Source organism: Pantoea sp. JZ29 (assembly GCF_035190385.1).
Classification (GTDB): domain Bacteria; phylum Pseudomonadota; class Gammaproteobacteria; order Enterobacterales; family Enterobacteriaceae; genus Pantoea; species Pantoea stewartii.
Window position 1 is genome coordinate 29,861 of the sequence record NZ_CP045243.1, and the last position, 22,994, is coordinate 52,854.

The following is a 22,994-nucleotide window of genomic DNA, read 5'->3' on the forward strand; positions in this document are numbered from 1 at the left end:
AGGCAAAACTGGAATGCGGCCTGACATACCCCGGTTAAAGAGTTATATCAGGCGTCATCAGCCCACAAAGGGGCGGTTGGGAAAGGTGGAACGCCATCACCTTTAATCTCATCTTAGAACAACGATTTGGAAAAGTCAGCAGGCTGACCAACTTCTTTGCAAGTGTGTTTTTGCTAAGACCTGAGCCGGTGTTTACCGGACTTTACCCCTGATGCAAAAGAAGTGGGCGCAAGGCGTGATAAAATAGCAATCTATCAACGGCTTCCGGTAGCAGACCTGCGTCGGAAAATTTCAAAATCGCAACAAAACGTTTGTGAATAATCGCTTTGTGAATATCTGCCATGAAGTTTTCTGTTCACGACCATTCAGGGAGGCAGAATGCCACAGTCCATGAATCAAGGTAAAAAAAATGTCCCGGGGATTGTCAGTGAGTTTATCAGCTCGCCGGCTGCAGGCGGCATCATTCTCATTCTTGCATCCGCAGCGGCTGTCACTGTAGCTAACTCACCCCTGCGTGGAGGATATGCAGCCGCACTGAAATTCAACGCAGCCGGGCTGTCTGTCGAACACTGGGTGAACGACGGCCTGATGGCCATTTTTTTTCTCTTTGTCGGTCTGGAAATAAAACGGGAACTTCTCGCAGGTCAACTGGCCACCTGGAGCCAGCGCGCCTTGCCGGGTTTTGCCGCGCTGGGCGGACTGGCCTTGCCCGCTCTGATATATGCCGGCTTCAATAGCGGCAACGAGGAAACGCTTCGCGGATGGGCCATACCGGCTGCAACGGATATTGCGTTTGCGCTCGGAGTTCTGACGTTACTGGGCAAACGGGTTCCGGCATCACTGAAGATTTTTCTTTCTGCACTGGCCATTCTTGATGACATGGGTGCCGTGGCAATTATTGCCATTTTTTATACCAGCCATATCTCTCTCATAATGCTGGGCGGTACGGCAGTGACTGCACTGTTGATGTTTATGATGAACAGATGTGGCGTAAAAAGTCTGGTTCCTTATCTTCTGGCAGGCTTCGTGATGTGGTTTTTTATGCTGCAGTCGGGAGTCCATGCCACTGTAGCCGGTATACTGATGGCGCTTTTTATCCCACTGAGAACGGGCAGTAATCATGAATCACCGCTGGAGCGGCTTGAGCATGGTCTGGAACCCTGGGTGGTTTTTCTCATTCTCCCTGTGTTTGGCTTTGCCAATGCGGGCGTGTCACTGGCAGGCCTGACCACTGACGACCTCCTGTCTCCCGTTCCCGTTGGCGTCGCTGCAGGGCTGTTCTTTGGCAAGCAGGCAGGTGTGTTTGGCCTTTCACTGCTTGCCATCAGTACAGGGCTGGCTAAAAAACCGGAAAACAGCTCGTGGCTGCAGATATACGGCGTATCTGTTCTGTGCGGGATTGGATTCACCATGAGCCTTTTCATCGGCAATCTTGCTTTTGCAGGAAGTCCGCTGCTTGTTGATGAAGTAAAAGTCGGCGTGCTTGCTGGCTCCATAGTCTCTGCGGCAGCTGGGGCGCTAATACTTTTGCTTAAGCGTCAGCAGTAAACTGAAACCAGCTGCATGAAGCTCTGGCGCATTGTGGGTGTGACAGAGGAACTGATGAAGTTCACCCTGTTGACCCGCGAGGTGGGTGATAAACTCACTGAACGTTACAGCGAAATGAAAGAGACTGCCGGCCAGCTTTCTTAGCGGGTCAACCAGCGCAGTACATAAAGAAACCGGCGCAGGCCGGTTTTAAATTATAAGTATCCCGCTCAGCGGGGAGGTGTCTGGGGTCGAGCAGTTTTCCCTGTTCATCAAGAACCTGCTCACCATTTTCTCCGTCGGCCAATGCCTGCAAGCTGGCCACCGCGCTGCGGGTCCAGCTCTTTGAGCCGCCCCTGTTGGCAAAGGTGCTCGGCTTTGGAGGCCGGTAGGGTTATCGCCAGCGGCGCATTGCGGGCCATCATGGGGATCCTGATTGACCACCATGTCTCACTGCGGGCGCAGGCGCTGCGCTTCTTGGTGCTTTTCTGCCGAGCCGGCACGAACTTCATCAGCTGGCACATGCCCGGCTGTACTCAGCATCAAAGTCGGTTCTGCGGCCGTAAGCGTCAGGTTGCTGAGAGCTGTCAGCAGTTTTATTCCTGTATGCCGTAATAACTGCATTACTTATGAGGCTAATGAATATGATGGGATACGATTTACTGACTGCATTTGCGACCGTCGCTGCGTGCATCAACAACATGGATCTGGGGTTTGACGAGACCGCTTCGCCGTTTGGCACACTTAGCAACCCAGCCAATTACCTGATGTGTGGAGCAATACTGATAGGGCGACTTGAAATCTATCCAGTATTAATCCTTTGCTCTCGTTTATTCTGGCGATCGTGAGAACAACGGGACGCCTGATGAGAGTGAATCGGACGTCCTGAAAGAGGTGTTTAGCGCCTCTTTCAGGCGTTAATGGGTTAATGACAGCTAGCGTACAATATGCAGGAAGTGCAGGTGCTTTTCATACTGGTCAAGGATATCGTGTATGATCTGCTCCTGTGTCCATCCCATAATGTCATAATCCTGTCCCCCCTCTTTCAGGTACACTTCGGCCCGGTAATAACGATGTTTTTCATCCCTGTCGTTATCCGACATACCTGCGAGTGCAAAGGTTGGCTGCATATATGAACGCAGGCGTATCTCATAAACAAAGTTAAGCTCATTACCAAGATCTACTTCAAAATGGATCCTGTCATCCGCGTCATCATTCGTGTGCGAAACAGTATTCTGTTTTGCCAGCTCCTTTTCCACCATTTGCATAGCGGGATAGATGACCTCGGTCATAAAACGCTTAACGTGTGAACGTTTCGGAAAGTGGGCTATGTTGCGCAGTCGACGCTGCCAGGTAATGGGATTACGTGCCGCCGTGGGCGCAATGGTCGCTATCTGCTTACTTTCACGCTTCCATACATCAACACGTAGTGCTTTAATCAGGCCGTAAATCGACATCATGAGAATGATGGCAAACGGCAGTGCGCTGGCGATGGTGACAGTCTGAAGCGCTTTCATTCCACCGGCGAGCAACAACGTTACGGCCACAATGCCCATCAGCCCTGCCCAGAAGATACGTTGCCAGACAGGCGTTTTGTCTGTACCACCTGATGCCAGCGTATCCACAACCATCGCACCGGAATCCGCTGAAGTGACAAAGAAAACCACAACCATCGCCATAGCAATGAACGACAGTACGGAGCTGAACGGAAAGTGCTCAAGGAAATTAAAGAGCGCCAGCGTCTGATCAGACTGCACGGTCTGCGCCAGATCGCTTGCACCTTTCTGCATAATCAGCCAGATAGCGCTGTTACCAAAAAAAGTCATCCAAAGCAGGGTGAAGCCAGCAGGCACGAACAGCACACCCGTGACAAATTCCCGAATGGTTCGCCCCCGCGAAACGCGCGCAATGAACATTCCCACGAACGGTGACCATGCCAGCCACCATCCCCAGTAGAAGAGCGTCCAGCCACCGAGCCATTTACTGGATTTCGGTTCATACGCGTAAAGGTTAAACGTTTTGGTCACCAGTTCAGAAAGGTAGCCGCCGGTGTTTTCAACAAAGGATTTCAGCAGCAATACCGTTGGCCCGAGCGCCCCTACAAGGATCAACAGCAGTACAGCAAGAGAAAGATTCACCTCAGAGAGGATACGGATACCCTTATCCAGACCAGATACCACCGAAAGTGTGGCAAGTCCCGTAATGACCACAATCAGAATGACCTGCATGGTTGCGTTAACGGGCACGCCAAACAAATGGTTCAGTCCTGCATTTACCTGCAGCACACCATAACCCAGAGATGTTGCCACACCCAGCACGGTACCAATCACCGCAAAAATATCTACAGCGTGGCCCATCCAGCCGTAAATGCGATTTCCGATGATCGGGTATAGTGCGGAGCGAAGCGTAAGCGGCAGGCCGTGACGATAGCTGAAGAATGCCAGGATAAGAGCAACGATGGCATAGATGGCCCATGCGTGAAGTCCCCAGTGGAAAAAAGTAATGCGCAGTGCTTCCTTCGCTGCCTGCACCGTTTCCGGCGTACCTGTTGGTGGCGACATATAATGCATAACAGGCTCCGCCACGCCGAAGAACATCAGCCCGATCCCCATCCCTGCAGAAAAAAGCATGGCAAACCATGAGTGATAGCTGAAATCCGGTTCAGCATGATCCGGCCCCAGTTTAATGTCACCGTAGCGAGACAGCCCCAGGTAAGCGACTGTGAGAAGAATGACTGCAACAGCAAGAATGTAAAACCAGCTGGCATTGGCAAAAAGGGCATTCTGAAGGGTTCCAAGCCGGATTTCTGCCTGCTCCGGAAACACAGCGGCAAAAACAACCAGTACAACTATCAGTGCTGCAGACGTGAAGAAAACAGGCGGGTTTATGTGAATGCGTTTAGCTTTTATGTCGGATTCGTGAGAAGTCATATCGTTCCTGTTTTGATTGAATGAGCACCAAATGTAACAATCCGTATAAAGCAGTAAAAGCGAAGTATCCCGATCGCGCAGTTTTTCAACGCATCTTTACACGTCCCTCTCATTAAAAGCGGAATATCAGCCACTGTTTAACATCAGATCAGCATTTGATAATACCGACAGCCAGTTCCTCCAGTCGGAGAATATCGTCCCTGAGAACAAGCGCCTTTCTTGCCCGATTCAGAGCCTGCCGTGAGTGTCTCCTGGCATGGGTTGCGTACACGGCTGGTTTATACTGCGCCAGTGCCAGAGAAGCCTTTTGAAGCCGGATATGCACTTCTACCAGTGCAGCACCATCGCGTGCTATTGGCGTGAATATGCCGTCAAACAGGTTACTGATGTCGGCCGGGCGCAGGAATAATCGGGGATAAGGGGTTGAGCCTTCCCCGGCTTCTACCGGGGAGCAGAAAAGACGCACAGCGCGGCCGATGATGTCAATGGCGGTTCCCGGATCGTTCACGGCAGGTGAGAGAGCACGCGATGCAATCTCCGAAAGCACACTCAGCCCAAAGCGCGGGTCCTGATCAAATGAGCGCTGTCCTGCAACCGTAAAGGCTACCCATAATTCCTGTTTCTGCTCTTAGGATAAGACCTTTAGCGTATATAAAATCGTAAGAGAAAAGTGCAAAAAAGCACCGGGACGGACATTCAGATACAGACTCTGGTTATTTTTATATGCAAATTCAGATAAAACATCGGGATGTGTTAATCTGCGGGGTAAGCAGGTCACAGTGCCGTGGAGATGCAGATTAATAGAGTGATCTTTTACCCAAACTGTTTCAGTTGTGCGCCGTAATAATCAGACTGGCGCGTAACCACAACGTGCAGAGAGCAGTGTAGCAGCATGGCGAATCTTCTGGCCCAGACTTTCCAGCAAGCCATCTTTCGCCTCGCTGCTCAGGAAGCTTGTGGCAATCCCCGCAATAGCCCGTCCTGAATGATCGTATATGGCTGCGCCTATGCAGGTCATGGCGGCATGAACCTGGCCGTTATCGATTGAAAAACCACGTTCGCGGATAACAGCCAGTTCCTGCTTCAGCGTTTCAAGACTGTCCACGCTGTTCGCTGTCATGGGTGAGGGAAAGTGCGCGGTAAAAAGCGCATCGAGTTCATTATCAGAAAGCCGTGAAAGCAGCATTTTACCTGTCGCGGTGAAAGGAGCGGGCAGACGCATGCCGATGCGAAAGGTATGACCGAGCGCTTTCTCTGCATCGCGACAGCCAACATAAACCACTTCATTGCGGTCCAGCACCGTAAGGGTGATGGTGTAACCCGCCAGCAAAGTGTCCGCAGCAAAATAGTCCCGAAACATCGAGACGATATCCATCTGTGACAGAAACCCTTCAGCCCAGCGCATCAGGTGAGGGCCGAGGCGATAAGTGCCTTCTGCCGCCTTGACCAGCAAACCCAGGTCTGTCAGCGCATGAAGCTGGCCGTGGACGGTACTTTTGGGCAGAGACAATGTCCTCGTGATGTCGGTAGCCGACATCACGCCACCTGATGCAGCGACCAAATCAAGGATATTAACCGCACGACGCAAAGCAGGAACTGTGTCAACTTTTTTGTGTGGTTGATCGCTTTTTGTTAAAGAATCCCCTGACATAATCCCTCGCAGTAAGTTCAGTATCAAGATATAAGTTCAATATATTGAACCAGCTAAAGGGGATTGTAGATGATTCAACTGAAAAATCCAGACCTGCTTCAGACACGTTGTCTGATTAATGGCGAATGGGTTCAGGCTCAGGATCGTGGCGTAATTGAAGTCAATAATCCGGCCACGGGTGACATTATTGCTTCCGTGCCCGCGATGTCGGCGCTGGATACCACCAACGCTATTAAGTCTGCACAGACGGCATTCAACGGCTGGCGTCAACGGGCCGCCAAAGAACGCACTGCACTTTTGCGCCGCTGGTTTGATCTCATCGTTGCCCATGCTGACGATCTTGCGCTGCTGATGACGGCTGAACAGGGCAAACCTCTGGCAGAAGCCCGTGGCGAAGCGCTGTATGCCGCCTCCTTTGTTGAGTGGTTTGCCGAAGAAGCCAAACGTGTTTACGGTGAAACCATTCCTGCTCCAACAACCAACAAACGCATTGTGGTGATCAAGCAGCCTGTCGGCGTGTGTGCGGCGATTACACCATGGAATTTCCCGGCCGCGATGATCACCCGCAAAGCCGCACCGGCGCTGGCTGCTGGCTGCACCATGATTGTCAAACCGGCAGAACAGACGCCGCTCACGGCGCTGGCACTTGGCTGGCTGGCGATGCAGGCGGGCATTCCGCCAGGGGTCTTTCAGGTGATTACCGGCGATGCGCACGAGATTGGCGGTGTACTTACCGGCAGTCATGTTGTTCGTAAGCTCTCTTTTACCGGTTCAACAGAAGTAGGACGCATTTTGATGGCGCAGTCCGCGCCCACCATTAAAAAACTCTCGCTCGAACTGGGCGGTAACGCCCCGTTTATCGTCTTTGATGACGCCGATATCAATGCCGCCGTTGAGGGGGCTCTGGCCTCAAAATACCGCAACGCCGGACAGACCTGCGTCTGTTCCAATCGTATCTACGTTCAGTCTGGAATCTATGAGGCGTTTGCCAGCCGATTTGCAGAACGGGTGGCGGCCCTGAAAGTGGGCGACGGACAACAGCCTGATGTGACGATCGGCCCGCTTATCGATGACAGTGCGGTGAGTAAGGTGGAGGAACATATCGCCGATGCGCTGGAAAAAGGGGCAACGCTGGTTACGGGCGGAAAACGCCACGCGCTGGGCGGTACGTTTTTTGAACCCACGATACTGACCGGTGCCACTCAGCAGATGAAAGTAGCCCGTGAAGAGACCTTTGGCCCGGTGGCACCGCTTTTTCGCTTCACCACGGAAGATGAGGTGATTGCGATGGCGAACGATACAGAATTTGGCCTGGCAGCCTATTTTTACACCGAAAATGTGCGCCGTACCTGGCGAGTTACGGAAGCGCTGGAATACGGCATGGTAGGTCATAACACGGGACTGATTTCAAACGAAGTCGCGCCGTTTGGCGGCGTTAAACAATCCGGTCTTGGCCGGGAAGGATCGCATCACGGCATTGATGAGTATCTGGAAATTAAATATCTGTGCTCAGAGATTGCCTGATAACCACACGTGACTGACAGGAGGCGATATGACGATCAATACATTTGAGTTTCGTACGGTGTCTTCCATTGAAATGAAATGGGGAGGAGCACAGCAACTGGGCACCAATCTGACGGCACGGTTCACTCAGCGTAACGCATTGCTGATTACCGATGCCGGATTAATCAAAGCGGGACTGATTGCACCCATCACAAAAAATCTTGAAGAGGCGGGCTTTAGCATCACCGTTTTTGATGAGGTTGTGGCCGATCCGCCGGAAGCCGTCGTATACCGTTGCGTCGAGGTCGTTAAACAGGTCGGGGCCGATATTATTATCGGGCTGGGCGGGGGATCTTCGCTTGATATTGCTAAAGTCACCGCGGTGCTGGCGCACAGCGATCAGCCGCTGGCGGAGATGTACGGCATCGACAAGGTCACCGGGTCGCGTCTGCCAATGGTGCTGATTCCAACCACCGCCGGGACCGGCTCAGAAGTCACCAACATTGCCATTATCACTACTGGCGAAACCACCAAGATGGGCGTGGTTTCACCTCAACTTTACGCAGATTTTGTGCTGCTTGATGCGGAACTGACGCTCGGACTGCCGCAAATTCACACCGCCGCAACCGGTATTGATGCAATGGTTCATGCCATCGAAGCCTACACCAGTAAGCACAAGAAAAACCCGCTTTCTGATGCGCTGGCCCGTGAGGCATTACGCCTGCTGGGCGCAAATCTGATTCACGCCTGTCAGGATGGGAGCCATCGCGCCGCACGAGAAGGGATGTTACTGGGTGCTACGCTGGCCGGGCAGGCGTTTTCCAATTCGCCGGTCGCCGCCGTGCATGCTCTGGCTTATCCGTTGGGTGGGCATTATCACATCGCGCATGGTCTTTCTAACGCGCTGATGCTTGGACCAGTGCTTCGTTTTAATGCCACTGCGGCCGCGCCGCTGTATGCCGAACTGGCTGACGTGCTCAATGTACCCGGTAGCGGTGGTGCAGCAGCTCGCTCAACCGCATTTGTCGACTTTATGCTGCATTTGATGGAGCAAAGTGGCGCGCCTCGCCGGTTAAGGGATGTCGGGGTAACGGAAGCGAGCCTGCCACGTCTGGCTGCGGATGCCATGCTGCAAACGCGTTTACTGACCAACAATCCTGTCGAGGTTCATGAGCACGACGCGCTAAATCTGTATCGCGAAGCATTCTGATTTCAATAATTAAAAATAACGCATCACTTTAACCACGCTAACGACCAGAGGAATATTCAGTATGAAAGATATCCGTCTCTACATGCTCCAGTCCGGTACGCTGAAGTGTAAGGTGCATAACATTAAGATGAATCAGGGCGCGGGAGCGGACTATGAAATCCCGGTTCCCTTTTTCCTGATCACCCATCCTGACGGACATACCATTATTGATGGTGGCAATGCCGTTGAAGTGGCAACCGATCCCAGAGCCTACTGGGGAGGCATCTGTGATGTTTACTGGCCGGTGCTCGATAAAGATCAGGGCTGTGTCGATCAGATCAAAGCTCTGGGCATTGACCCGGCAGATGTTAAATACGTAGTGCAGTCTCACCTGCATCTTGACCACACTGGTGCGATTGGCCGCTTCCCAAATGCCCGCCATATTGTCCAGCGCATCGAATATGAATATGCCTTTACCCCGGACTGGTTCGCGGCCGGCGGCTACATCCGCAAAGATTACGATCGCCCTGGACTTGATTGGCAGTTTTTGAACGGCACCGACGATGATTTTTATGACATCTATGGTGACGGCACGCTGACCACGGTATTTTCGCCAGGACACTCGCCCGGCCATCAGTCTTTTCTGGTGCGGTTGCCCAACAGCCAGCCGCTGTTACTGACTATCGATGCGGCCTATACCCGCGATCACTGGGAACAAAAAGCGCTGCCGGGTTTTCTGGCCTCAGCGGTGGATTCCGTGCGTTCCGTGCAAAAACTGCGTGCCGTGGCCGAACGTGCCGGTGCGCTGGTGGTGACCGGTCACGATCCTGACGCCTGGTCTGAACTCAAAAAAGCCCCTGAATACTATTCCTGAATAATGCCGTCCGGTTGGGGCAGTAACCACGTGGGTTAAGCCACTCTCAAAAATCGAGGCAGGTTTATACTGCTTCGATTTTTATTCTATGGCCCTGATGACAGGTTGCCGGGGGGTGAGTCACCTCACAGCGCTGATAACTGAGAATAATGCGCCGTTCCTGTGGATAAAGCGTGCAGATTAAAGATTATATAGAAATTCAGGATGGGTACGGCAAGAGCAACGTGTAGTTGCTGGTGAATTGTTAACAGTTATGGTCCGGAAACTGACGTGCCAATGACTCATTTCATCGTATGACCCGTGAAGTTAAGTCCCCCCTTCTTGAGGTTGCTGCTTTATGTGAAGAGCATGAAATGAGCAACTTCAGCTCAATCAATTTTCAACTACTTCAGCAAAATCGCTGTCTGCTGCAGAAATTGTAAAGGTCCGCTCCTCGCTCATAGCGGACCTACAGCTCAGTCAGCATGTACGCTTTGTGCCAGGAGCGGACGTTGGCGTGTTATGACGATTTCAGGATTACTCATAGAATGGCTTTGTAGTTGAGATTAACGTGATCGGAATATTATTCCGCTGTATCCTGACCAAATTGTTTTTGATATCACTAACGCAAAATGTTTTGCGTCATTGAAAAGAAGGAATTCGTATAATATGTCTCAAATTAAATTTGAACTGAGTCTTGGAAGCGACATATTACGTAATGGCATGTTTCTGGAATTATCTGTCCGCGAGACATCTCCTTTACGGCAAATTGCTGAAGTTTTCTATTCGGATGTTACACACGAATTCTTTTTGACCTGCTACGAAGAGAATATCCCTCTAGAAGCAGTGGAAAAACTGATTTCGGAGGCGAGGATATCTCTCCCGCCAGTGAAGCAAGAACAATCTACATAGCACAGACCACATATCAATGTCCGCTCCTCGCTCATAGCGGACAAAGGAAGAGATTTTAGCGTCCGCTTTGTGCCAGAAGCGGACATTGCTAACATCAGAATGTACTGATATGCGGGGTACTGGTCACCTGGTCTGAGCTCCTGCCCCCCCTCCGTCGAACCGGAGAGGGTTCCGTTCTTATTCAGAATCTGCTGAATGAGGCGCGGTGCTGTAATCAGAAATGTGTCCAGCCGTCGTCTTTAGTCTCCACGTGGGCTTTAACTGCCGCACTCGCAGATGGAGTGGGCGCATGAACAGCAGCAGGTATGGACTGGCTGCCCAGACTGAACACAGACACCGCCTGCAGAAGTAACTCCGCCTGCTCCCTGAGGCTCGCAGCCGCGGAAGCCGACTCTTCTACCAGCGAGGCGTTCTGCTGGGTGGTCGCGTCCATTTCCGTGACGGCAATGCCCACCTGCTCAATGCCGCGCGCCTGTTCGGCACTGGCAGCATTGATTTCTTCCACCGTATCCGACAGCTTCCCGACCGCCGTAAGAATACCTGACATGGTTTCAGACGCGTGAACCACCCGCTCATTACCCTGTCCCACCGTATCGGCATTGGCTGCAATCAGCTGACGTATTTCACCCGCAGCAGAGGCGCTGCGCTGCGCCAGTGACCTGACTTCGCTTGCCACCACCGCAAAACCCCGGCCGTGTTCACCGGCACGGGCCGCTTCCACGGCGGCATTTAGCGCAAGGATATCCGACAGCTTCCCGACCGCCGCAAGGATACCTGACATGGTTTCAGAAGCGTGAACCACCCGTTCATTGCCCTGTCCCACAGTATCGGCATTGGCTGCAATCAGCTGGCGTATTTCACCCGCAGCAGAGGCGCTGCGTTGTGCCAGAGACCTGACTTCGCTTGCCACCACCGCAAAGCCCCGGCCGTGCTCACCGGCGCGGGCCGCTTCAACGGCGGCATTCAGCGCAAGGATGTTGGTCTGGAAGGCAATGCCGTCGATGACGGAGGTGATTTCAGCGATGCGCCCGGAGCTTTCGCTGATGGATTTCATAGTGCCGCTGATGGCTGCGGTAGCCTCACTGCCTTTGCCTGCCACGTCACGCACGCTGACCGCCAGCTGGCCTGCCTGACGGGCGTTCTCTGCGTTGTTTTTAACCGTCATGCCGAGCTGCGTCAACTGCTCCATACTCGCGGCGGTCTCCTGCAGAGCGGCGGCCTGCTCTTCAGTCCGTGATGACAGCTCGGTGTTGCCCTGCGCGATTTCGTTGGCGGCCCGAGAAACGGAAGCCGAGGCGTCCTTTATCTGCGACACCAGGCCGCGCAGGTTGGCCTGCATGGTATCGAGTGAAGCCAGCAGGCTGGTTGTGTCATTTCTGCGGAGTGTGACCGGGGTGGTCAGGTCACCGGACGCGATGGTGGCGGCCAGCGCCTGCGCCTGCGCGGGCTCACCGCCCAGTTGGCGCATCAGCATACGAATCGTTGTAACACAAATGAGGAGGGCGATAAGAACGGAGAAAAGCACCATCACCGCCATCAGTATTGCCATGTGTGAAAGCGATGCTCTGGCGTCGAAGACGCTTTGTTCGGTAGCCTTTTTCTGCATGTCTGAAAGACGATTCAGCGCGCCAAGCATCTTAATCTGCTGTGGCCGCACGGTTGTTTTCAGATAGTCCACGGTTTCCGTCAGAGGGGCGTTAATGGCAGTCTGAGACGCGACAATGAGCATTTTCATCGTCGGGTCATCCACATCAAGCAGATCCTTAAGTGCCTTTATTTCTTCGGCAGCATTGTTCTCAGACATGCTTTTCATCAGCAGCTCCCGGTTTCCGTAGTAAAGCCTGTACAGACTGCTGACCCGCTCCATCTGGGCCCTTTTATCTTCAGGATCGGTGAGTAAGGGGATGTTCCTGACGGCGACAGAGATATCTCGGAAACTATTCCCCATATCCCGTAGCAGAGTAAGCCGGTATACCCGGATTCTTACGGCAGTATCCATCTCTTCACTAGCCTGGCGGAGTGCATGCAGGGCAACGCCTGCAAAAAGTATAAAAAGGACGATGAGCAGGCCAAAACCTGCGGCAAGACGGGTGGAAATTTTCATAAACGCTCTTTTTTGTAAGTTTTTGCCTGTGTCTGTATTTGCTAACCACAGGTAACTATCGGCAAGCGGTTCTGTTTTTTACATGGTTTTAGTGGCAAATGTTTCTTATCAGTTAGCGGTATTACATAACCGTCTTTCGCGGACGTCCCTGCGTTTCGCTTCTAACCGGCGCTATGGCATCATCTTCAGAACACCATAAGGGCTGGGAAGGACTAACTGAGGGCTTCGATTTACAGCTTACAGGCCTTTACAGGCGTGCCGCCCGGCTGTGCAGACTCATGAACTGATACGCTGAAGTGTGGGTGGTTATTTTGCGAACAATCTTAATTTGTGGTAATTTTCAGGATGCACAGACGATTGTCCACAGGGTTTCGGCCGGTTTATGCACCGGGCTGTGGATAACAGGGGAAGGAGATGGCTGCACGCCGTCCCTGACAGGACAAAAAACCTGTACGGAGGCGTTACTGAAGGCAGTGACCGCCCTCATCAGTGCGACGCACCCGGCGAACACAAGCCGGTGACGGTGTTGACAAAAGAGGGGCAGCCGTTCCGGACGGTGAAAGGTTCACCGGCTCTGAGAGCAGGACTCCAGGAATAAGGCCTGCCGGACGTATCGGTTGGGTTTTAAGCCAGACAAAAAGCCTGTTCCTGCCCTACATGAGCGTTTCGATGCCCCTGATTAAGCCGCTGATTTTTATGACGTGTCGCGTCGCAAGTAACGTCCCCATCACATAGGGACGGGCTGAAGAGCCGGCATCATGCCTGATACTCAGCCTTTCGTCGTCGGCAGCAAAGAGTGTTTCAACTGACAGGGAGTACGAAGGAAGCCTCACGGAATGTACCTGCACCGGCTCTTCCCGACCAAGCGCCGCCCCACGGGTGGTCCGGAACCCTTCAAGCGCATCGACGGCAAGGCTGGTCCCTGGTCGGCGGACTGCAGACAAGGCGTCAGCCAGCTCCAGAGAGGTGCCCGAAGGCGTGTCTTTCTTGCCTGGCGATGCATACTCCACGATTTCAACATCGTTAAGGTAACGGGCGGCCTCAAGTGCGAACCGTTTCATTAATACGGCCGTCACTGAAAAATTACCGGCGGCGATGACGCCCACACCGTACTCTCTGGCACTGGCGTCAATCGCAGCGAAGTCGTCCGACTGAAGCCCTGAGGTGCCAATCACCACGGCGCAGGCATTTTTGAGGGCAACTTTGCAGTTTTCTCTGGCGACCGCTGCGGCGGTATAGTCAATGAGAACATCAGCAGAAGCGGCTAATTCATCACTCAGTGCGTCAGAAATCACGACGCCACATTCGTCCATTCCGAGGTAGCTGGCGATGTCTTTTCCGGCACCCTTACGGGCTATGGCGCCAGCAAGCATCAAATCATTACTGGATAAAATTTCGGCGATGAGATCACGCCCCACCCAACCTGTAGCCCCGGCTACAATAATTTTCAGCATTCAGATGTGCCTCCGCATTTTTTAAATGTTCTACCAGACCTCAGTGACGTTTATCAATGCTGGAGGTGCGGAGTAAGTGCAAAACCGTCCATGACGTTGTCAGTGTCCCTTTGCGTCAGGCTCCGCTTCAGGTAGTACACTCCATTCATCGGACGCGGAGCCACACAATAACCCCTCCTGTCTGCGGCAAAAGAAAGAGGAGCGGCGCGGAGAAGGTTAAGTCCGATGCGGTCAGCCGGAACAATGTCGCGCTGGCTGGGATGCCTTGCCTGACAGGGCTCCAAGGATTATCGCCATGCCAATGGAAAATGCTTAGGAGGTGAACACCGCTGTGCTCACAGGAGAGGGGGTTAGCGAAGCGTTAATGCAGAAGTCTAGACAAAAAGTCACAGACAATTAAATACTGATAATCCGGGCTGTCTACTTTTCACTTACAAACTATCCTACCTTTCAAAGTCTGCTTAGTGTCAAGGGCGGATTATGTTACAGCATTTTTATTTATAAAATTATTTTATGAACGTGCTCCGGGCCGGGGGGAATTTAAACAGGGGATCTGCCCACGTCCGGTGCAGTAACGGGCTGTCATTCTATTTTCAGCTTATAAAGCCTGTCAGCCCTGCGTGCACATGCTTTTGCTCTGGCATATTTTATGACTGTCAGCCAGCGCTTATCACTGCAGGGGTTATAGTATGACTCAAGCGATAGAAGCAACTTTCCCCAGTTGATGATCTGCAAATCAGGCTGTTTGCAGTACAGATTTGCCAGCTCACTTAGGGCGAGGTCGACGCTTCGTTTTGCAGCAATCAGGTTTCCATCAGACTGGTAAGCCCCTGCTGTCTGCCTGATCTTTTTAGCACATTTCTCGACTGCTGTATTTACTTTCAAAGAATATCCTGTTCCATACATTCAGATGTGTCCTGAAACATTTGCTGCTGTACAGAAATAAAGGCATTTTTGTGACTTTAAAAGAGGTCCTCTTTCATTCGCATCGTTCCACTCCTGACCTCCACCCTGGGAGCACTTAGTCTTAATAATTCATGAGGGTGTCGAAGGAAGAATATGAAAGATAATATTCTCACTGGCTCGGAAATCCCTGTATTATCCGTAATAATTTAATATCCATCGGGTTAACTGAGCCCTCAGTCTTTTTGAAAATATCTAATCTAGCCAATGCCCAGTTGCCATTACACAGTTCTTTTTCATTGGCTGTCCGTTGTGTAGCAGAAGCGAAAAGCAAATAAATGCTTCACAAAATGTGAAGCATTTACAGTTGCAGCGATGCCGGGTGCCTCCCGGTGAATAAAGTGAGGTCGCCCTTATTCGCACCATGGCAGTTCCTGACCGCGTGCCCCGCCGCTTAGGGAGATTCACCGCTGCGTATACATGAATTGAAAATCAATTCTTTTAAAAGGCCGATAGAATACTGTTTATCGGCCGGGCTGCATCAACGTTACGACCTGCCAGATTAACGCAGCAGAGACAACATGGTCTGTGGTACCTGGTTTGCCTGCGCCAGCACTGAAGAACCAGCCTGCTGCAGGATCTGCGAGCGGGACATGTTCGATACTTCCGTCGCGTAGTCCGCATCCTGAATACGACTGCGGGCAGCGGTCAGGTTAGTCACGGTATTGTTCAGATTACTGATAGTGGACTGGAAGCGGTTCTGAGATGCACCCAGCAAACTACGCTGATTGTCGACCGCTTTGATGGCCTTATCGATATCTGCAAGCGGCGTGGTGCCGCCTGCAGAACCAGTTGCACCGCCTGTTACTGCACCCTTGAGCACGTCGAAACCAACAGCTGAGGTCGAACGCGCATTACCGTTAACTGTCTGACCGGAAGTGGAACTGGTATTCTGCGTGGAGCCAGACTGGCCGGCTGCTGCCAGGTTAAACCCGTCACTTGCGCTTAAGGCAATGCCAATGGTCTCGCCGTCTTTTGCACCAACCTGGAAGTTATAGGTGGTGCTGCCTGAACCGGTATTCAGTACTTTGATGCCGTTAAAGTCGGTTTGCTTGGTAACGCGGTCGATTTCCTGCATACGCTGGTTGACTTCAGACTGAATTGAATCAATATCAGAGGCTGAGTTAGAGCTGTTTTGTGCCTGAACGGTCAGGTCACGGACACGCTGCAAGTTATTGTTGACTTCGGTCAGTGCGCCTTCAGCGGTCTGTGACAGGGAAATACCGTCGTTAGCGTTACGGGCTGCAACGCCCAGGCCATTAATGTTAGAGGTAAAGCGGTTTGCAATAGCCTGACCCGCGGCATCGTCCTTGGCACTGTTAATACGTAAGCCGGAAGACAGGCGTTCAATAGCTGTACCCAAAGAAGACTGTGCTTTAGACAGATTATTTTGCGTTACCAGAGACAGTGTGTTGGTATTAATAACAGCCATAGTATTTTCCTTAAGTCAAATTTTCAGGATGATTAAATCCATTTGTCGGAGTGACACAAGATTAATCGGCTGTCCTTCGGAAAACTTTAATTAAATTTAAAATTATTTTTTTTTGCCCCGAAAGTCTGTCAGTCACATAAAAAACGCCTAAAAATCACTGTCGCAGGAGTTTTTAATTCTTCAGAATTAGAAAATCACCTAAATCAACTACAATTTCACAACCCTGACAATCACATTTCTTCAATTGATCTTTAGTTGAATAAAAATGCTATTACATAATTATGTAGAGAGTGTGCTAGTTTTATGGAGCGTGTATGGATTATCCTGTTTAAGTTTTATTAATTATCTGGGTGGTTGCAAGATTGAGAAAATAGTTTTATCTTCCTCCTGTAAATTTTTATGTGATATTTTTCTAAACGCGTTCAAAGCAACATCCAAAATGAATTTTACTAACTCTCGAAAACATAAGGTACAATACTAAGTGTTATTGTAAGTGCGATAAGGAAATTAGCTCTATCAAATTATTATTTTAACAGGTCTTTAATGATGGCAGATTCATCATGGGAAAATTCATTTGATATAGGGGAATTAGACGAAGTCTGTTGTTTATCATTTTACGTTACAGGATAATTTGAAATTTGCCATTAACTTCACAACCCTTAATTAACGCCTGTAAAGGAGTAAAGGTTCGAATGCATGATATCGTCCAGGAAATGAAATATGCAACATCACTGAAATAAGAGTCAGCACATTGTAAAACCATCGCTTTGCACATGAAGATTCAAGGTGGAAATTATGCAATGACTTAAATAAATAAAAATTTCAGAAAAAATAAGGACGAACAAACCTTTTAAACAGGACCCCCTCAGTCGTTGTAAATAATAAATGATTGTTGTAGCAACGACCGTTTTCAATTTCTTGTAAAATATTTAAGGAATGAACGATGGCCAGTATAAGCGCGCTCGGGGCAGGAACAAACCTCGATCTTGACAGTCTCTATAACAAACTTGAAGCTGCTGAACAGACAAAGCTTAAGCCTCTTATAGCCCGCCAGGTTTCATATAAAGCCAAGCTTACCTCGTGGGGAATAGTACAGACAGGACTCAGCAAAGTTAAGAGTGCTGCAGCCGCACTCAAAGATGCGGCCGGTATAGCTTCTGCAAAAGTCACGAGTACAAATTCAGCCTTCAGCGCCACGCTATCGAGTACTGCCAGTGCAGGTACATATTCAGTTGATGTGAATCAACTGGCATCTGCACACTCTCTGTTGTCCAGATCGGTTTCATCAAAAACCGCAGAGCTTGGAGACAGCAGCCTTTCCTCCCGAACCATTACAATCACTCAAAGTGGCAATAAGACGCCTCTCACGGTGACACTTGGAAAGGACCAGACCAGTCTTTCCGCCATTCGGGATGCAATTAACAAACAACAGGGAAGTGTGAACGCCAGTATCATTAAGGCAGATGACAAAACCTTCTATCTCTCTCTGACGTCGCGCGATACCGGAACATCGAATGCAATGGCAGTCAGTACCTCAGATGGTTCTCTTGGTAAGATCCTTACATACAGTAAAGGGGGAAGCAGTAATGGCATGACCGAGCAGACCGCAGCAAAGGATGCCATAGTCAAAATCAATGGCGTTATTGTTACCCGCAGCAGCAACTCAATTACGGATGCACCAGAAGGCGTAACGCTGAATCTTATAAAAAAAACTGATGCTTCAGCCCCTGAAACGCTCTCCGTCAGCAAAGATAATCAGCCGATGACTACCGCCATTCAGGCCTGGGTAGATGCCTATAATTCTCTTCAGACAACCATCGCCGGCCAGACTAAATATACAGCGGTCAAAGCAGGTGCTGCACAGGATAACAGCAACGGTGCATTGCTGGGTGACAACGCACTACGCAACATGCAAACCGGCCTGCGCAGACTGCTTTCTTCGACTCAAACTGGCAGCAGTATTTCGACACTGTCAGCACTTGGAATTACCCAGGATGTCAACGGTAAACTCACCGTTGACAGTAAAAAGCTGGATAAGCATCTTAGTGATAAGAGTGCAGATGTTGTGACGTTTTTTGCAGGTGACGGTAAAACTACCGGTTTTGCTACACAAATTGTCAAAAAAATCGATGACATGATCGGCTCGGGAGGGACGTTAAACAATGCAACTGATGGGATAAACAGGTCACTCAAGAAAGTATCAGATGATTACACACGCATGAATGAACGGATTGAAGCAACGATGGCGCGTTATAAAACCCAGTTTACGGCCTTGAGTAAAATGGTATCGTCGATGACTCAAACTTCGACATACCTTAAGTCTCAGTTCGCCAAGCTCAACATACGTAGCTGACAATTTAGCTATGAACAGGCGCAGGACCCATGCCAGCTTTTGTGTGTACTGACTCTGAAATCTGAGAGAAGAAGGTTTTGTGCAGAAAAAGCCCTGAGAGAGAGCTTCCTGCACAAAACCTAAATGAAAAATGATATAACTATACAGGCTTTAACTTCCTGTCTTTTTGAGCAGAGTCTGAGCCCTCATAAAATTCATAAATCTTTCTTCGCCTCGGTTATAAATTTCTATAAATGTTCATAAGTTAAATGAAATACTGGCGTGGATACATCTGGCCTGAGATGAGATGACATTCCAGACCAGAGTATTGTTTTAAAACAGTATTAATTTACCAACTAAGGCACAGACTTTTATAATTTTGAAACAGTCTGTGCCTCGGTTATGCTTCTGCTCTTAGCCCGATTAGAACTCAGAGAGTTAAAGGGTTTTAAGGTATTTGACTGTTTTTGTAACGTTGTATGCACCACCTATAGAACGAACAAGTTGCTGAATTACACGGTTCCACCTTGATAAAGGGGTCGCCGTAACATAGACAATATCGTCAGGTTCAAGTGAAAAATTTGTTGCCATGACCATTGAAGAGGCATCTTCTGAATTAAGTTGGTAAATATTAACGCTCTTGCCTGAAAAAGCACTTTTACTTTTACGGATGATAAAAATCCCTGTAGAGTTTGCCACATTTTCATCGATTCCACTTGCTTTTGACAGAGCCTCTGCAAGAGTCATCCCACTGCGGTCTATCTTCAGTGTCTTCTGTTCTTTAACTTCTCCCAGAACAAATATTTTCATTTCATCATTATGAGAGATGTGCAAAATATCACCTGAATGCAAGATTACATTTTGAGTCAGATCACCATATTGCAGCAAACTCTGTAGTGAAAGTATTTTTTTATGGCCTTTGTGCGTGAGTATGACCTGTTTCCAGTTCGCATCCTGACTCAGTCCGCCCGCTGCATTGAGTGCATCTAATACCGTTAAAGGTATATTAGTAATTGCCTGCTGGCCCGGTTTCTTCACTGCGCCAGTAATATAAGCTTTCTGTGATCTGAAAGAGGAAATTTTCACATCGATCTGCGGCCTGTCAATATACTTAGCTAGACGGAAGCTGATGTCTTTACTGACCTGTTGCAGCGTCTTGCCTCCAGCCTCAACTCTGCCAATATAAGGATAAAAAATGAAACCTTGAGAATCTACGCGATTTCCATTTTCATCCGGGCTGCGATATTGCCCAGCAGGAGTGGTGAGCTCTGGATGTCCCCAGACAGTGACAAAAATAATATCTCCTACGCCTATCCGGTATTCATATTCATCGATTAATTTCTGAAGCGGTTTGTCAGACCTCGCCATAACCGGTGATGGCTTAAGGCTCCGTACAAAAGCAGGCGTCAGCGGTATTACACTAACATACTTGTTAAAGTCATAGTCTGAATCCGGCTGCATGATGAGATTTTTATCCTTTACAGGAAGATAATTTCCTGTAAAAGAAATGCATCCTGTCAAAAGCAGTGCGGGTATTAGTAGAAAAGGGAGCTTCTTTAACAAAATCATTCCATAATTTTATATCTGAGATTCGAAGAGTGCTTAGGCCTTCTCGAAGATGGTTTTGAACGGGAGTGAAATTGAAACACAGTACGACCTTCATTTGGAATCGGTAATGTCCTATTGCGGGCTAAATTTAGGTTACGTTTAGTTTTGAATGCCAGAATTCACATTTTCACAGATGGTAAATGTTTTTATTGACTTAAATTTATTGAAGAGGAAAGGATCGGGTGTAAGGACTCAGGAGCTCTTGCTTCCGCCATGGTGAACTGTTCACTTAAAAATCTAGCCATGCGCTTTATAATTTTCTTTATGTCAGAAAAGCAGCCCCCCTCAAAATCATCCCAGTCCGCAATGAAAAAGAACGGCTGATGTTCACATCTGATTTCGAGGTCGATAAACAGTACAAATTCAGAATTAATTGTGCGACAGACTTTTGTCACAACCCTGTCTGTACATGCTTCTCCTGAGTGCCTGAAGGACCTTTTTTTTAACTCAAATTGTCCAGCGCTAATTTTATTTAAACATGCTAATCGCTGTGTGCGGTTAATCCGATTCTTTCCTGGCTTATCATCACAACTTTCGACCATGCAAGGGTTTTTGCGGAAATAAATATGTTCAGGGCTGATATGTAACTGATAAGGTTTTGTAAAGGTATTATCCGCCCAACTGTTCTGTACACCATTCCTTCCAAACGCCATGACTCTGGTAGACTGAATCACATTCATAACCGGGATAAACGATTCGTGTAGGCCATCGTAGTGGCGACTGAAGACTGGACTTTCCTGATTACTATTGCTTTCAATGGAAAAGCAAAAAGAATGCACAACAGTGAGTAAAAGAGCAATGAAAAATAAAGGCGGAAAAGCAATCAGGCACTTCATGGTAATCCCATTTTATAATTTAACCACAAAAAATATAGTGATTAGTTTCATTACAACCATTCCGTCCATAGAATGTATTGAAAACTGGTTATTCAGATTTTTAATGAATCTGAAGTGTAGCATTTCAGCATTGGAAAATTCATGTAAGTATTTATTGTAACGACTTTACTTTCATAAGGTGATGTCTGTAATATTTTCGTCACGGTTCCAATCCCATCATCCAGTCCGAGATTTCTTCACGCCAGAACCAGTAACCCCACATTTGCTTACTGACTTACGTTAAATAATTTAATAAAATTTTTTTAAAAAAGACTCTTTCAGAATTTTTTCACGGAAAATCAGGACTACCACCAAATTCCAGATAAATTTTCGCCAGGTTCTGTAACTGGTTAAAACGATTTTCGTCCAGCAACAATTCAGTCTGACGTCGCTTTTCCTGAGCATCAAGCCAAAATGAGATTCTCACGGCACCCTGACGGTAACGCACCTCGTTGATTCGCTCTGACTGACGAGCGAGTACAAGTCCTTCGCGAAGCATTGATTGCTGGGCCAGCAACTGACTGTGCTGAGAAAGAGCATCTTCAATACTGCTCATCGCTATATACAACAACTGTTTGAACTCAATGAGCCTCTGTTCGTAGTCATTGCGGGCAATCTTTACGTCCAGTCCCCTTTGTCGCCACTCAAGGAAAGGCAGCGTAAGGGTTGCACCTGTTACCCCCACAGGGTTCTGCAGAAACGACAGCAGTGAACTGCTACTGCCTCCAAGTGAACCGGTCAGGTTGACTGCGGGATAGTATTCTGCTCGTCTGACATCGACAGTAGCCAACGCTTCTCTTACGCGCCATTCCCTTGCGGCCACATCAGGCCGGTTCATTAAGACACTGGCTGGTATATTGTTTCTGATCTGCGGTAAATCTCCCTGAGGCAGATTTTTTGGTACAACCTCGTTACTGTCTGGTGCTGTCCCTGTCAGCACAGCCTTTTGGTTCAGCGTCGTACTGAGTTCGTTCTGAAGCCCTGTAAACCTGTTCTGTTGGCTAAGCAGACTCTGCCGGGCGTCCACCACATCCAGCAATGACGCCGCACCAGCATTATATCGGGCCGTCGCCAGGCGCAATGTCTCCTTGGCGTAGGTAATACTTTGCTGAAGAGAGCTTATTTGCTGACTGATTAAACCAATACGCCAGTAGTTCTTGCTTGCTTCTGAGAGCAGCGTAAGTCGTGCAGCACGCAAATCTGCTTCTGTGGCCTGAGTAGCCCAAAGAGCAGCATCTTTCTGACGGGCAATCTTACCCCATAAATCCAGCTCGTATAGCGTACTCAGGCTGGAGGAGCTCCTTTTTTCAAGCTCTGTTGCCCCGTCGAGATTTTTTGTGCCGTTTACACTCAGGGTTGCCGTTAAGCCGGGTGAGCTGACAACGCCAATCCTCTCTGCTTCAAGCTTTGCGCGATAAACGCGCAACACAGCCAGTCCCACATCATCATTGTTTGCCAAAACTTTATGCAGCCAGTTTTCCAGTCGGGGATCGTTAAACGCTTTCCAGTCAAACGGTGCCGGATCCTCGTTAGTTTGTACTCGGTTCCAGCCAACTGGGTAATCCAGAACAGGCATGCGATATTGGCTTGTGAGCCTGTTCGTACAGCCCGCACACAGTAAGGCCACCAGGCACAGTGCCAGTAATAATATTCTTTTCACA

The 22,994-nt window shown here is 49.4% G+C and carries 18 protein-coding genes, 2 pseudogenes and 1 riboswitch; of the genes and pseudogenes, 8 read left to right on the forward strand and 12 right to left on the reverse strand.

The features are described from left to right. Positions 1-41 precede the first annotated feature (41 nt). Positions 42-110, reverse strand: a riboswitch (Fluoride riboswitch). Positions 111-202: 92 nt separating this feature from the next. Continuing rightward, complete coding sequence (locus GC090_RS21920) at positions 203-343, reverse strand: hypothetical protein (protein ID WP_170934940.1); 141 nt, start codon at positions 341-343, stop codon at positions 203-205. A gap of 35 nt (positions 344-378) precedes the next feature. Between GC090_RS21920 and nhaA the strand changes: the two genes are divergently transcribed. Both nhaA and GC090_RS21930 read left to right on the forward strand, forming a co-directional pair. Next, positions 379-1,548: a Na+/H+ antiporter NhaA gene (gene nhaA, locus GC090_RS21925; protein WP_324022133.1), complete on the forward strand. Its 1,170-nt coding sequence runs from the start codon at positions 379-381 to the stop codon at positions 1,546-1,548. Between the two features lie 15 nt (positions 1,549-1,563). Then, positions 1,564-1,692 carry a hypothetical protein gene (locus GC090_RS21930; RefSeq protein WP_416381891.1) on the forward strand — a complete coding sequence of 43 codons (129 nt, stop codon included), beginning with the start codon at positions 1,564-1,566 and terminating at the stop codon, positions 1,690-1,692. Between the two features lie 119 nt (positions 1,693-1,811). Here GC090_RS21930 and GC090_RS21935 read toward each other — a convergent pair whose 3' ends face one another. Beyond that, complete coding sequence (locus GC090_RS21935) at positions 1,812-1,952, reverse strand: hypothetical protein (protein WP_324022135.1); 141 nt, start codon at positions 1,950-1,952, stop codon at positions 1,812-1,814. Between the two features lie 37 nt (positions 1,953-1,989). Between GC090_RS21935 and GC090_RS21940 the strand changes: the two are divergent. Then, positions 1,990-2,375: pseudogene (locus tag GC090_RS21940) on the forward strand (potassium transporter TrkG); the annotation flags it as partial. Positions 2,376-2,462: 87 nt separating this feature from the next. Here GC090_RS21940 and GC090_RS21945 read toward each other — a convergent pair. The 3 genes and pseudogenes from GC090_RS21945 to GC090_RS21955 all read right to left on the reverse strand — a co-directional run bounded on the left by GC090_RS21945 (position 2,463) and on the right by GC090_RS21955 (position 6,108). Beyond that, positions 2,463-4,457: a BCCT family transporter gene (locus GC090_RS21945; RefSeq protein ID WP_088900809.1), complete on the reverse strand. Its 1,995-nt coding sequence runs from the start codon at positions 4,455-4,457 to the stop codon at positions 2,463-2,465. Positions 4,458-4,605: 148 nt separating this feature from the next. Beyond that, a pseudogene (locus tag GC090_RS21950) lies at positions 4,606-5,067 on the reverse strand (DUF2254 family protein); the annotation flags it as partial. Between the two features lie 237 nt (positions 5,068-5,304). Further along, on the reverse strand, positions 5,305-6,108 hold the full coding sequence (locus GC090_RS21955) for an IclR family transcriptional regulator (protein WP_324022137.1): 804 nt from the start codon (positions 6,106-6,108) through the stop codon (positions 5,305-5,307). Between the two features lie 69 nt (positions 6,109-6,177). On the opposite strand from GC090_RS21955, the gene GC090_RS21960 reads away from it, so the two are divergent. From GC090_RS21960 to GC090_RS21975, 4 genes are all read left to right on the forward strand, one after another. Then, on the forward strand, positions 6,178-7,632 hold the full coding sequence (locus tag GC090_RS21960; protein ID WP_324022139.1) for an NAD-dependent succinate-semialdehyde dehydrogenase: 1,455 nt from the start codon (positions 6,178-6,180) through the stop codon (positions 7,630-7,632). Between the two features lie 28 nt (positions 7,633-7,660). Beyond that, a complete protein-coding gene (locus tag GC090_RS21965; RefSeq protein ID WP_324022141.1) occupies positions 7,661-8,821 on the forward strand; it encodes an iron-containing alcohol dehydrogenase in 1,161 nt (386 codons plus the stop codon). A gap of 61 nt (positions 8,822-8,882) precedes the next feature. Beyond that, the gene (gene attM / locus GC090_RS21970; RefSeq protein WP_324022143.1) at positions 8,883-9,674 is read left to right on the forward strand and encodes an AttM family quorum-quenching N-acyl homoserine lactonase; all 792 of its coding nucleotides are present in this window, start codon (positions 8,883-8,885) and stop codon (positions 9,672-9,674) included. A gap of 648 nt (positions 9,675-10,322) precedes the next feature. Beyond that, the gene (locus GC090_RS21975) at positions 10,323-10,565 is read left to right on the forward strand and encodes a hypothetical protein (protein ID WP_033737190.1); all 243 of its coding nucleotides are present in this window, start codon (positions 10,323-10,325) and stop codon (positions 10,563-10,565) included. A 214-nt stretch (positions 10,566-10,779) separates the two neighbouring features. On the opposite strand, the gene GC090_RS21980 is transcribed toward GC090_RS21975, so the two are convergent. From GC090_RS21980 to GC090_RS21995, 4 genes are all read right to left on the reverse strand, one after another. Beyond that, positions 10,780-12,669 carry a methyl-accepting chemotaxis protein gene (locus tag GC090_RS21980; RefSeq protein ID WP_324022144.1) on the reverse strand — a complete coding sequence of 630 codons (1,890 nt, stop codon included), beginning with the start codon at positions 12,667-12,669 and terminating at the stop codon, positions 10,780-10,782. A 653-nt stretch (positions 12,670-13,322) separates the two neighbouring features. After that, positions 13,323-14,123 carry a 4-hydroxy-tetrahydrodipicolinate reductase gene (dapB, locus tag GC090_RS21985; protein WP_324022146.1) on the reverse strand — a complete coding sequence of 267 codons (801 nt, stop codon included), beginning with the start codon at positions 14,121-14,123 and terminating at the stop codon, positions 13,323-13,325. A gap of 582 nt (positions 14,124-14,705) precedes the next feature. Further along, complete coding sequence (locus GC090_RS21990) at positions 14,706-15,029, reverse strand: hypothetical protein (RefSeq protein ID WP_324022148.1); 324 nt, start codon at positions 15,027-15,029, stop codon at positions 14,706-14,708. 559 nt (positions 15,030-15,588) lie between these two features. Continuing rightward, positions 15,589-16,518, reverse strand: coding sequence for a flagellin N-terminal helical domain-containing protein (locus tag GC090_RS21995; protein WP_324022150.1), 930 nt, complete (start codon positions 16,516-16,518; stop codon positions 15,589-15,591). Between the two features lie 943 nt (positions 16,519-17,461). Between GC090_RS21995 and fliD the strand changes: the two genes are divergently transcribed. Further along, positions 17,462-18,871: a flagellar filament capping protein FliD gene (gene fliD, locus GC090_RS22000; RefSeq protein WP_324022151.1), complete on the forward strand. Its 1,410-nt coding sequence runs from the start codon at positions 17,462-17,464 to the stop codon at positions 18,869-18,871. 417 nt (positions 18,872-19,288) lie between these two features. Here the strand turns inward: fliD and GC090_RS22005 are convergent, their stop codons facing one another. The 3 genes from GC090_RS22005 to GC090_RS22015 all read right to left on the reverse strand — a co-directional run bounded on the left by GC090_RS22005 (position 19,289) and on the right by GC090_RS22015 (position 22,993). Next, positions 19,289-20,419: a polysaccharide export protein gene (locus tag GC090_RS22005; RefSeq protein ID WP_324022153.1), complete on the reverse strand. Its 1,131-nt coding sequence runs from the start codon at positions 20,417-20,419 to the stop codon at positions 19,289-19,291. 185 nt (positions 20,420-20,604) lie between these two features. Next, positions 20,605-21,294, reverse strand: coding sequence for a hypothetical protein (locus GC090_RS22010; protein WP_324022155.1), 690 nt, complete (start codon positions 21,292-21,294; stop codon positions 20,605-20,607). A gap of 328 nt (positions 21,295-21,622) precedes the next feature. Continuing rightward, positions 21,623-22,993 (reverse strand): macrolide efflux RND transporter outer membrane subunit EtsC, encoded by a 1,371-nt coding sequence (locus GC090_RS22015; protein ID WP_324022156.1) that lies wholly within the window; start codon positions 22,991-22,993, stop codon positions 21,623-21,625. Between the last annotated feature and the right edge of the window lies 1 nt (position 22,994).

What these genes read in the sequence shown, in the direction of transcription:
- GC090_RS21920 (WP_170934940.1), bottom strand. Translation starts at nt 343, where the DNA reads ATGGCAGATATTCACAAAGCGATTATTCACAAACGTTTTGTTGCGATT.
- nhaA (WP_324022133.1), top strand. Translation starts at nt 379, where the DNA reads ATGCCACAGTCCATGAATCAAGGTAAAAAAAATGTCCCGGGGATTGTC.
- GC090_RS21930 (WP_416381891.1), top strand. Translation starts at nt 1,564, where the DNA reads ATGAAGCTCTGGCGCATTGTGGGTGTGACAGAGGAACTGATGAAGTTC.
- GC090_RS21935 (WP_324022135.1), bottom strand. Translation starts at nt 1,952, where the DNA reads ATGATGGCCCGCAATGCGCCGCTGGCGATAACCCTACCGGCCTCCAAA.
- GC090_RS21945 (WP_088900809.1), bottom strand. Translation starts at nt 4,457, where the DNA reads ATGACTTCTCACGAATCCGACATAAAAGCTAAACGCATTCACATAAAC.
- GC090_RS21955 (WP_324022137.1), bottom strand. Translation starts at nt 6,108, where the DNA reads ATGTCAGGGGATTCTTTAACAAAAAGCGATCAACCACACAAAAAAGTT.
- GC090_RS21960 (WP_324022139.1), top strand. Translation starts at nt 6,178, where the DNA reads ATGATTCAACTGAAAAATCCAGACCTGCTTCAGACACGTTGTCTGATT.
- GC090_RS21965 (WP_324022141.1), top strand. Translation starts at nt 7,661, where the DNA reads ATGACGATCAATACATTTGAGTTTCGTACGGTGTCTTCCATTGAAATG.
- attM (WP_324022143.1), top strand. Translation starts at nt 8,883, where the DNA reads ATGAAAGATATCCGTCTCTACATGCTCCAGTCCGGTACGCTGAAGTGT.
- GC090_RS21975 (WP_033737190.1), top strand. Translation starts at nt 10,323, where the DNA reads ATGTCTCAAATTAAATTTGAACTGAGTCTTGGAAGCGACATATTACGT.
- GC090_RS21980 (WP_324022144.1), bottom strand. Translation starts at nt 12,669, where the DNA reads ATGAAAATTTCCACCCGTCTTGCCGCAGGTTTTGGCCTGCTCATCGTC.
- dapB (WP_324022146.1), bottom strand. Translation starts at nt 14,123, where the DNA reads ATGCTGAAAATTATTGTAGCCGGGGCTACAGGTTGGGTGGGGCGTGAT.
- GC090_RS21990 (WP_324022148.1), bottom strand. Translation starts at nt 15,029, where the DNA reads ATGTATGGAACAGGATATTCTTTGAAAGTAAATACAGCAGTCGAGAAA.
- GC090_RS21995 (WP_324022150.1), bottom strand. Translation starts at nt 16,518, where the DNA reads ATGGCTGTTATTAATACCAACACACTGTCTCTGGTAACGCAAAATAAT.
- fliD (WP_324022151.1), top strand. Translation starts at nt 17,462, where the DNA reads ATGGCCAGTATAAGCGCGCTCGGGGCAGGAACAAACCTCGATCTTGAC.
- GC090_RS22005 (WP_324022153.1), bottom strand. Translation starts at nt 20,419, where the DNA reads ATGATTTTGTTAAAGAAGCTCCCTTTTCTACTAATACCCGCACTGCTT.
- GC090_RS22010 (WP_324022155.1), bottom strand. Translation starts at nt 21,294, where the DNA reads ATGAAGTGCCTGATTGCTTTTCCGCCTTTATTTTTCATTGCTCTTTTA.